The following is an 8934-nucleotide window of genomic DNA, read 5'->3' as shown; positions in this document are numbered from 1 at the left end:
GCACCTCGATGTCGGCTCATCGCATCCTGGGGCTGGAGAAGGTCCCAAGGGTTGGGCTGTTCGCCCATTAAAGCGGTACGCGAGCTGGGTTCAGAACGTCGTGAGACAGTTCGGACCTAATCCGCTGCAGGCGTTGGAGATTTGAGGGGGTACACCCTTAGTACGAGAGGACCAGGGTGTGGGAACCTCTGGTTTACCGGCTGTCCCGCCAGGGGCACGCGCCGGGTGGCTATGTTCCTACGGGATAAGCGCTGAAAGCATCTAAGCGCGAAGCCCACCCCAAGATAAGATCTCCCATCCTCCGAAAGGAGGAGTAAGGTCCCTGGAAGACTACCAGGTTGATAGGCCCGAGGTGTAAGTGTGGCGACACACTTAGCTGACGGGTACTAATAGACCGAGGACTTGACTTAGGCTAAGTTGAGAGATCAGTATCAAGTTACTAATTTTCGCTCTTATTCATGGGCTCTGGTGATTAAAGCGAAGGGGAAACACCCGGCTCCATTCCGAACCCGGAAGTTAAGCCCTTCAGCGCCGATGGTACTGAGGAGGGAAACCCCTCGGGAGAGTAGGTCATTGCCAGGGCCCTTTTTATTTTGTGTTAAAATAAATTTATATGGATATTGAATACATATTAAAAAATGTTGAAAAACTCATAAATGAAGTACCTGATTATGTTAAAATAGTTGGTGTAATTAAAAATAGAACAATTGATGAAATAAATTTGGCTATTAAAGGTGGAATAAAAATCTTAGGAATAAATTATGTTCAAGATGCTATAAAAATTTATGATTTTTTCAAAAACAAAACCGAATTACATTTAATAGGGCATCTTCAAACAAATAAAATAAATAAAGCAATTAAATTATTCAATAAAATTCAAACTCTTGATTCATTGCATCTTGCATACGAAATTAATAAAAGAGTTGAAAAAGAGAATAAGATTTTCCCAGTTTTTATAGAAATAAATGTTGCAAAAGAAAATAGTAAGTATGGTATATATCCTGAAAATATTTATGAGTTTGCAGATAAATTAAAAATTTTTAATAATATTTTAATTGAAGGTATTATGACAATGGGTCCAAATGTATCAGATGAAAAAGTTTTAAGAAAATTTTTTAAGGAAACAAGAGTAATTTATGAAAATTTAAAAAAATTGAATTACGAAAATTTTGATTTAAAATATTTGTCTATGGGAATGTCTGATTCATATAAAATTGCAATTGAAGAAGGCTCAAATATGATTAGAATTGGAAGAAAAATATTTGAAAAAAATGATTAATTTTGTGTTAAACTTAAATGGAACAATGTTGAATATTTTTATTCTAATTAAATAAAGGAGGAGTTAATGAAAAAAAGTTTATTTGTTTTTTTAATTATACTTTTAAGTTCCACTCTTTTCCTCAGTTTTAAATTCCAAACTCCAAAAATTTATATTGATCCAAAAAATATGACGGTTTTATCAGGAGAAATAAGAAGTTTTGATATTAGAATTAGCAATGTAACTGATCTTTATGGTGTATCATTTGATATAAATATCCCTCTCTCAAACTTAATTGTAGAAGATTCATTTATTTCTGAATCAAAAGAAGATGAAACAAATTTTTTAGCAAAAGATAAAAGAAACATTGTTTTATTAAAAGCAATTAAACAATCTGAAAATAGAGTTATAGTTGGTATTTCAAGGATTGGACAAATAAATGGAATTAGCGGCTCAGGTCTTCTTTTAAATGTTAAAGTTAAGGGAGGAAATATAGGAAGTTATGATGTTTCATTAAATAACATTTATCTTTTTGATTCAAAAATGAGACAAATTCAAGTTGATACAAGTGATGCAAATATAAAAATTACTGTTTATCCAGTTGATACAACTCCACCAACAATTAAATTTATAAAAACTCCGCCATCTGAAACTAATCAAACTTTAAGTATAGAATTTCAATGGGAGGGTAGTGATGATAAAACACTTTCAGAAAATTTACTATATTCTTATAAATTAGATGATTCTTCTTGGAGTGATTGGAAAAAAATTACTAAATTTTTAACACCTAACTTAAAAGAGGGTGATCATACATTTTCTGTTAAAGTAAAAGATGAGGCAGGAAATGAATCAAATATTTTAACATACACTTTCAAAATTGATATTACACCACCTCAACTTGAAATTATTTCGCCCTTGTCAAACACTGAGGTTTTAGAGAAAATAATCGAAATAAAAGGAAAAACTGAACCTGGAATAACTGTAAAAGTGAAGGATATATCTACCCAATCTGATCAACAAACTGGAGAATTCAAAATTTCATACTCACTTGAAGATGGATTAAACAAAATCGAAGTTAAAGCGATTGATAGGGCAGGAAATGAAACAGTAAAAGTTTTAACAATAAAATATAAATCAAGAACAATTATTAGATTACAAATTGGGAATCTCATGGCTGTATTGAATGATAAAACAATAATTCTTGAACTTGCTCCATTTATTGAAAATGGAAGAACTTTGGTTCCGCTAAGATTTATTGCTGAATCATTTGGTGCAAATGTTGCCTGGGATGCAAAAGAACAAAAAATAACCATCACACTTGAAAATAAAACAGTGGTGCTTTGGATTGGAAAAAAAGAAGCACTTGTTAATAATGAGAGATATTACCTTGAAGTACCACCGAAAGTAATAGAAATTCCAGAAATAGGTGGTGGTAGAACTGTTGTTCCATTAAGATTTGTCTCAGAAGCACTTGGTGCTAAAGTTGATTGGGATCCTGATTTGCAAATTATAACAATAACATATCCTGGTTATTAATTAGGAGGAAAAATGAGAAGTAAAATTTTATTAACAATTTTTATTTTAGTTTTAGTTCTATCTTTGGGAAAATTTAATGTTAAAGGAAATATAAATCAGGGGTCTATGTGGACAACATTTATGAAAGATTCAAAACATACAGGATTTGCAGATATTGAAATAGATCCAAATAAATTACCAAAAAAAGATGATCCTGTTGCAAAGAGTCAACTTTCAACAAATTCAAAATCATCTCCAATTGTTGCAAATGGATATGTTTATGTTGGAGATGCTCAAGGTAAAGTTTATGCATTTAGTATAAATGATGCAAAAAATGTTGTTATTAATGGTGGTAATTGGCAGCCTAAATGGATTTTTCAAACACCAAATATAATAGATGGATCACCTCTATTTTATAACGGAAAAATTTATGTATGTTCTGGTGGCGATGTAAATAAAAATAGTGGTATTTATGCAATTAATGCTCTTACTGGTGAAAAAATTTGGGAATTTTCTGATGCAAATAACCCAACAATTTTCAGAGGTCAGGCAGAGGGTTCCCCTATAATTGCTGAAAATAGAATTGTTTTTGCAACTAATGGTTTAGAATCCTATGTTTATGCTTTAGATCCAGAAACTGGTGGGCTTATTTGGAGATTCCCACTTTCAAATCATGGAGTAAAAGGTTCTCCATGTTATCTTGGTGGTTCAGTTTATGTATTAACTTTTGATGGTTTAGTATATGCAATAGATGTTCTGAGTGGTGTTTCTCCAATTCCATATTATAAACCTACTGGAATTACCGCGTTTCAAAATTATTCATCAATTTCCACTGATGGAAATTACCTATATATTCCTATAAAATCATCTTATTCATTTGAGAATGGCAAAATAGTTTTCTTAACAACTCTTCTTTCTTTTGTAAGAGAGTTTTCAACAAACAGTCAATTTTCTGCAACAGCATCTGTTGGCGATGATTCAATATATATTGGTGATGAACTAGGTAGATTTTATTCAATTGAAAAAACAACAGGTACTATTAGGGGTGGGTTTCCATTTCAAACAGGTGGAAAAATTGAAAGTTCTGCAGCAATTTCTGGAAATTATATTTATTTTGGATCTAATGACAAAAAAATCTATGGTTTAAATAGAAGAACAGGAGAAAAGATATGGGAATATGAAACACAAGGAGAAATTCAGTCTTCTCCTGCTATTGCAGAAGGTGGAATATTTGTTGTATCTCAAGATCATTACCTTTATGCATTTTTTGAAAATGATTTTGATATAAATGTTACACCTGATACTCAAATAAGTTATGTTGGTGGAGAAGTCTCTTTTACAATAAATTTAATACCTTTTAGCAATTTTTCAGGTAGCGTAGAATTAACTCTTGAAAATGCACCAGCAAATTTAATATACAATTTTGAACCTAAAATTCTAACAAATGAGATTAAAACTTCTACTTTAAAAATAAATATACCTGAGGGAGTTTCCTCTGGAACTTATAATATGAGAATTGTGGCAAAAAGTTTGGTTTCAAGAAGATTAAGAAATATACGTCTTTCAGTGAATGTCGAGCCATATTTTTCATTAAATGTAAATCCTGATAAGGGAGAAATATATGTTGGAGATGATGAATTTACATTTAACATATCTTTTACACCATATGGAGGATTTACTGATACAATATCTCTTTCAATTGAAAATCCACCACCTGGAATTCAATATGAATTTAATCCTTCAGCTATTAATTCGTCATTTCCAAACTCAAAATTAATAGTTAGAGCAATTCTTACAACAATACCTCAATCTTACACTTTAAGAATTAAAGGAGTAAGTGGTTCAATTATAAGAACAAAAGATGTAACTTTACTTGTTAAACCTCAAGTAGAAGGCTCCTTTATTTTAAATGTTTCAAATATTTTAAACAAAAACAACATCTATCAAGGTGAGACTGGAATATTTAGAATATCTTTAGAAGGTGTTGGTGGTTTTAATACAAAAGTTAAATTAAGTTTATTAAATCCTCCACTAAATAGTGAAGTAAGATTTTCACCACAAGAAATTTATCCAGGTCAGACTTCTACTTTAACAATTGCAACACAAGATACAACACCAGCAAATTCATATCTTATTACATTAGTTGGAAGAGGTGGAGGTAAAAGTTTCACAACAACAATAAATTTAAATGTTTTAGTTAAACCAACCGGAGATTTTAAGATTGAAATAGAACCTCCATTAGAAAGAAGTGTAACAAAAGGAGGCACTTTATTTTATATTGTTAAAATAAAAAGAGACAATATTTTTAAAGATAATGTTAATTTAAAACTTGAATTACAAGATGGACCTATACCTCAGGGTATAATTTATAGTTTCGTTCCAGAAACAATTCCATATGTTATAGATACTTCATATTTAAAGATAGAGTTCCCAACTAATATAAATTCTGGGACATACAAATTTGTTGTAAAAGGAGAAAGTGGAGGAAAAGTTAGAGCACAAAATTTAATTGTATCCCTTTATGATGAAAGTGCTACAACTATTGCTCTTTTACCATCTCAAATTAATGTTACAAATGGAGAACTATTTAACATTGACATCAATATTAATAATGTTACTGATCTTGTTTCACTAAGTATGTATATACTTTTTGACCCAGAATTTATGCAAGTTGAAGAAATTAAAGGAGGTAGTTTTATCTCAAGTGATAATATAACACCAATAGTTTCTTATAAAATTTATAATCTTGAAGGTTATGTGATATTGCAAGCAGTTAGACCTCAAATTAAAGGTATAAGTGGTAATGGTACACTATTCACAATAACATTTAGAAGTATAAAAGAAGGAGATACATCTATTAAGATTGCTAATTTGAATTTATATAATTCAGTACCAAATTATATTCCATGTAAAGTTTTTATTAATAATATAAAAATTTCTGCATCTGGTGGAGTTAGAGGTGATGTAAATGGAGATAAAATTGTAAATGGTCTTGATTTGATATTATTAATGCAGGCTTTTGGCTCCACTCCTCAAGACTTGAACTGGAATCCAAATTGTGATTTTAATGGTGATTTAATAATTAATGGAATTGATTTAATAATATTAGCTCAAAATTGGGGAAAGGTTATTCCTTAATGTAATGTATTGATTTTTTAGAAAAATATATTAAATTTAAATTAAAAATATTTTTAAATTAATTTAGGAGGTTAAAAATGTCACCAAGAAAAGCAACAAAAAAATCAGAAACAAAAACAAACAAAGAAAAGAAAGAGAAAAAAACTTCAAAAAGGAGTGGTTGCAAAACTAAAAAGAAAGAGGAGTAAAATATTAAAATAATTAAAATTAATTTTTAAAATTCATAATTAATTTATTTTGTAAGAATTTTTATTCTTACTATATATTATTTAAATATAATTTTTTGTGTTATGTTATACTTATTTTGGTAATATGGGATTTATACTTAATTTGATAGAAAAAGAATTAAATGAAAATCAAAAAGAAGCAGTTCTTCATACAGAGGGGCCACTTCTTGTTTTTGCAGGAGCGGGAAGTGGAAAAACAAAAACACTTACTTTTAGAGTAGCATATTTAATAGAAGAACTAAAAATTAATCCAAAGAATATTCTTGCTGTTACATTCACTAACAAGGCAGCAGAAGAGATGAAAGATAGAATAAAAAAACTTTTAAATAAAAACATAGATTTTATGTGGATTGGAACTTTTCATTCAATTTGCGCCAGAATATTAAGAGACGAAATTTATCATTTAGGTTTTGATAAAAATTTTTCAATAATTGATGAAGAAGACTCAATAAAAATTACCGAAGAAGCAATTAAATTTTTAGATCTATCTAAAAATTACTTTATTCCACAAGATATTTTTTCAAAAATTTCTTATATAAAATCAAGAGGATATTTTGTTGAAGATTTTAAACCAAGAGATGGCTATGAAGAAGTAATAAAGAGAATTTTTTTAAGATATGAAGAAATTAAAAAAATTGGAAATATGCTTGATTTTGATGATTTAATAAACTTCGTAACAAAACTCCTAAATGAAAATGATATCCTTGCGAGAGTATATTCTGAAAAATTTAAATTTATCCTTGTTGATGAATATCAAGATATAAATCCATCACAACATAAACTTTTAAAAGCAATAACAAAATATAATAAAAATATTTTTGTTGTTGGAGACGATGATCAAAGTATATATAGATTTAGAGGTTCTAGTTCAGAACTAATGCTACAATTCAAAGATGATTTTGATAATGTTAAAGTTGTTTATCTTGCAGAAAATTATAGGAGTAGAGAATTAATTGTTAATGCTGCAAAAGAATTAATTTCTAAAAATAAAAAAAGAGAAGAGAAACCACTCGTTGCAATAAAAGAGGGAGGAAATAAAATTAAACTCTATTCTGCTTTAAATGAAATAGATGAGGCAAGATTTGTCGTTAATAAAATCGAAGAATTAATAAACTCAGGAATTAAACCAAATGAAATTGCAATTTTATATAGAACAAATGCTCAATCAAGAAATTTTGAAGATTTTTTGATTCTTAAAAATATTCCATATAGATTAGTTGGTGGAATTAAATTTTATCAAAGAAAAGAGATAAAGGATATAATTTCATATTTAAGAATAATTTTAAATGATAAAGATTTTTTGTCACTTGAGAGAGTTTTTAATTTTCCGAAGATTGGTATAGGTGAGAAGACTTTTGAAAAGATTAAAAATTATTTAGAAAATGGATATTCTCTTGAAGAGACGATTGAAAGCGTTTTATTAGAGATAAAAAATAAAAAAATAGAATTAGGTTTAAAAAATTTTCTAAAAAATTATAAAAGTTGGAAAGTTAAAAAGGATGATGTTTTTAATTTAGTAGATTCAATTTTGAATGATACAAATTTTATTGAAGAACTTGATGAAGAAAGAAAAGAAAATATATATGAATTTTTAAATATAATAAAAGAATTTTATGAAAGAACACAAAGTAAAAATCTTGAAGATTTTCTTCAATATATTTCATTAATAAGTGATGTTGATACTATTGATTCTTCAGAAAAAATAACACTTATGACTGTTCATTCAGCAAAAGGTTTAGAATTTCATACAGTTTTTATTGTTGGTTTAGAAGAAGGACTTTTTCCTCATTTTAAGTCTTTATTATCAAAAGACGATATTGAGGAAGAAAGAAGACTTTTTTATGTTGCAATGACAAGAGCAAAAGAAGATCTTTATTTTACTTATTCTTTAAGGAGAACAAGAAGAGGTATTCCTGATTTTCCAGATTTATCAAGATTTATTAAAGAAATACCTTCAAAGTATTTTGAAAATTTGAATGAAACAGATGAAAATAAAGAAAATTTACAATATAACAATTTAAGTTTTCAAAATTCTGTAAAACCAGTTGAAATAAAATTTAATAAAAATGATATTATTTATCATGATGAATTTGGATATGGAAAAATTATTGAAATTGTAAATGACAATATAAATCCTTATATTGTAGTTGATTTTGGAAATGGTGATATCAAAAAATTATCAATTAAATATTCAAAAATTAAAAGAGGTGAATAATGAATGAGTTAGGTTTAATTCATTGTTATACTGGTGATGGAAAGGGAAAAACTACATCAAGTATTGGTTTAATAATTAGGGCATTAGGTCATCATTATAAAATCGGTTTTATACAATTTCTAAAAGGAATAAGTTATTATGGTGAGTTATTTTTTTTATATAAATTATATCCTGATGTAATTTTTTACCACTTTGGTAGAGATTGTCCAAAATCATCACTTATTAAACAGGGTTTTGAAAAATGTGATCTTTCATGTAAAATTTGTTTTATTGATTTTAAAAATCCAAGTGAAGAAGATTTAAAACATGTAAGAATGGCTTTTGAAAAGGCAAAAGAAATTTCAAAACTTGTTGATATACTTGTTCTTGATGAGATAAATCTTGTATTAAAATATAATATGTTACCTATGGATGAATTTTTAGAGTTTGTTATAAATAAACCTAAGAAACTTGAACTTGTTTTAACTGGTAGAGACGCTCCAAATGAGATTTTAGAGATAAGTGATTATGTTACAGAATTTAAAATGATTAAACATCCATTTAATAAAGGCATAAGTGGAAGAAGAGGAATTGAATATTAA

Annotated in this window: 5 protein-coding genes and 2 rRNA genes; all 7 read left to right on the top strand. The window is 28.2% G+C overall.

All coding sequences use genetic code 11. The features are described from left to right. Positions 1-410: ribosomal RNA gene (locus QMD25_06930) — 23S ribosomal RNA — on the top strand; the annotation flags it as partial. 54 nt (positions 411-464) lie between these two features. After that, positions 465-582 (top strand): 5S ribosomal RNA (rrf, locus tag QMD25_06925). A gap of 31 nt (positions 583-613) precedes the next feature. Then, positions 614-1279, top strand: a complete 666-nt coding sequence (locus QMD25_06920; GenBank protein MDI6861716.1) for a YggS family pyridoxal phosphate-dependent enzyme — start codon at positions 614-616, stop codon at positions 1277-1279. Positions 1280-1345: 66 nt separating this feature from the next. Further along, the gene (locus QMD25_06915) at positions 1346-2794 is read left to right on the top strand and encodes a stalk domain-containing protein (protein ID MDI6861715.1); all 1449 of its coding nucleotides are present in this window, start codon (positions 1346-1348) and stop codon (positions 2792-2794) included. A gap of 12 nt (positions 2795-2806) precedes the next feature. After that, entirely contained in the window at positions 2807-5911 is a 3105-nt protein-coding gene (locus QMD25_06910; GenBank protein MDI6861714.1) for a PQQ-binding-like beta-propeller repeat protein, read from the top strand. A gap of 312 nt (positions 5912-6223) precedes the next feature. Continuing rightward, the gene (locus QMD25_06905; GenBank protein ID MDI6861713.1) at positions 6224-8353 is read left to right on the top strand and encodes a 3'-5' exonuclease; all 2130 of its coding nucleotides are present in this window, start codon (positions 6224-6226) and stop codon (positions 8351-8353) included. Next, positions 8353-8934 carry a cob(I)yrinic acid a,c-diamide adenosyltransferase gene (locus tag QMD25_06900; protein MDI6861712.1) on the top strand — a complete coding sequence of 194 codons (582 nt, stop codon included), beginning with the start codon at positions 8353-8355 and terminating at the stop codon, positions 8932-8934. The genes QMD25_06905 and QMD25_06900 overlap by 1 nt, the downstream gene beginning before the upstream one ends.

The sequence above is a fragment of the Caldisericia bacterium genome, from assembly GCA_030018355.1.
Taxonomy (GTDB): Bacteria; Caldisericota; Caldisericia; order B22-G15; family B22-G15; genus JAAYUH01.
The sequence above is the reverse complement of the archived record's forward strand: the minus strand, read 5'-3'. Positions and strand labels throughout refer to the sequence as shown.

Coding starts and splice junctions, on each gene's coding strand:
- QMD25_06905 (MDI6861713.1), top strand. CDS start 6,224: ATGGGATTTATACTTAATTTGATAGAAAAAGAATTAAATGAAAATCAA.
- QMD25_06900 (MDI6861712.1), top strand. CDS start 8,353: ATGAATGAGTTAGGTTTAATTCATTGTTATACTGGTGATGGAAAGGGA.
- QMD25_06920 (MDI6861716.1), top strand. CDS start 614: ATGGATATTGAATACATATTAAAAAATGTTGAAAAACTCATAAATGAA.
- QMD25_06915 (MDI6861715.1), top strand. CDS start 1,346: ATGAAAAAAAGTTTATTTGTTTTTTTAATTATACTTTTAAGTTCCACT.
- QMD25_06910 (MDI6861714.1), top strand. CDS start 2,807: ATGAGAAGTAAAATTTTATTAACAATTTTTATTTTAGTTTTAGTTCTA.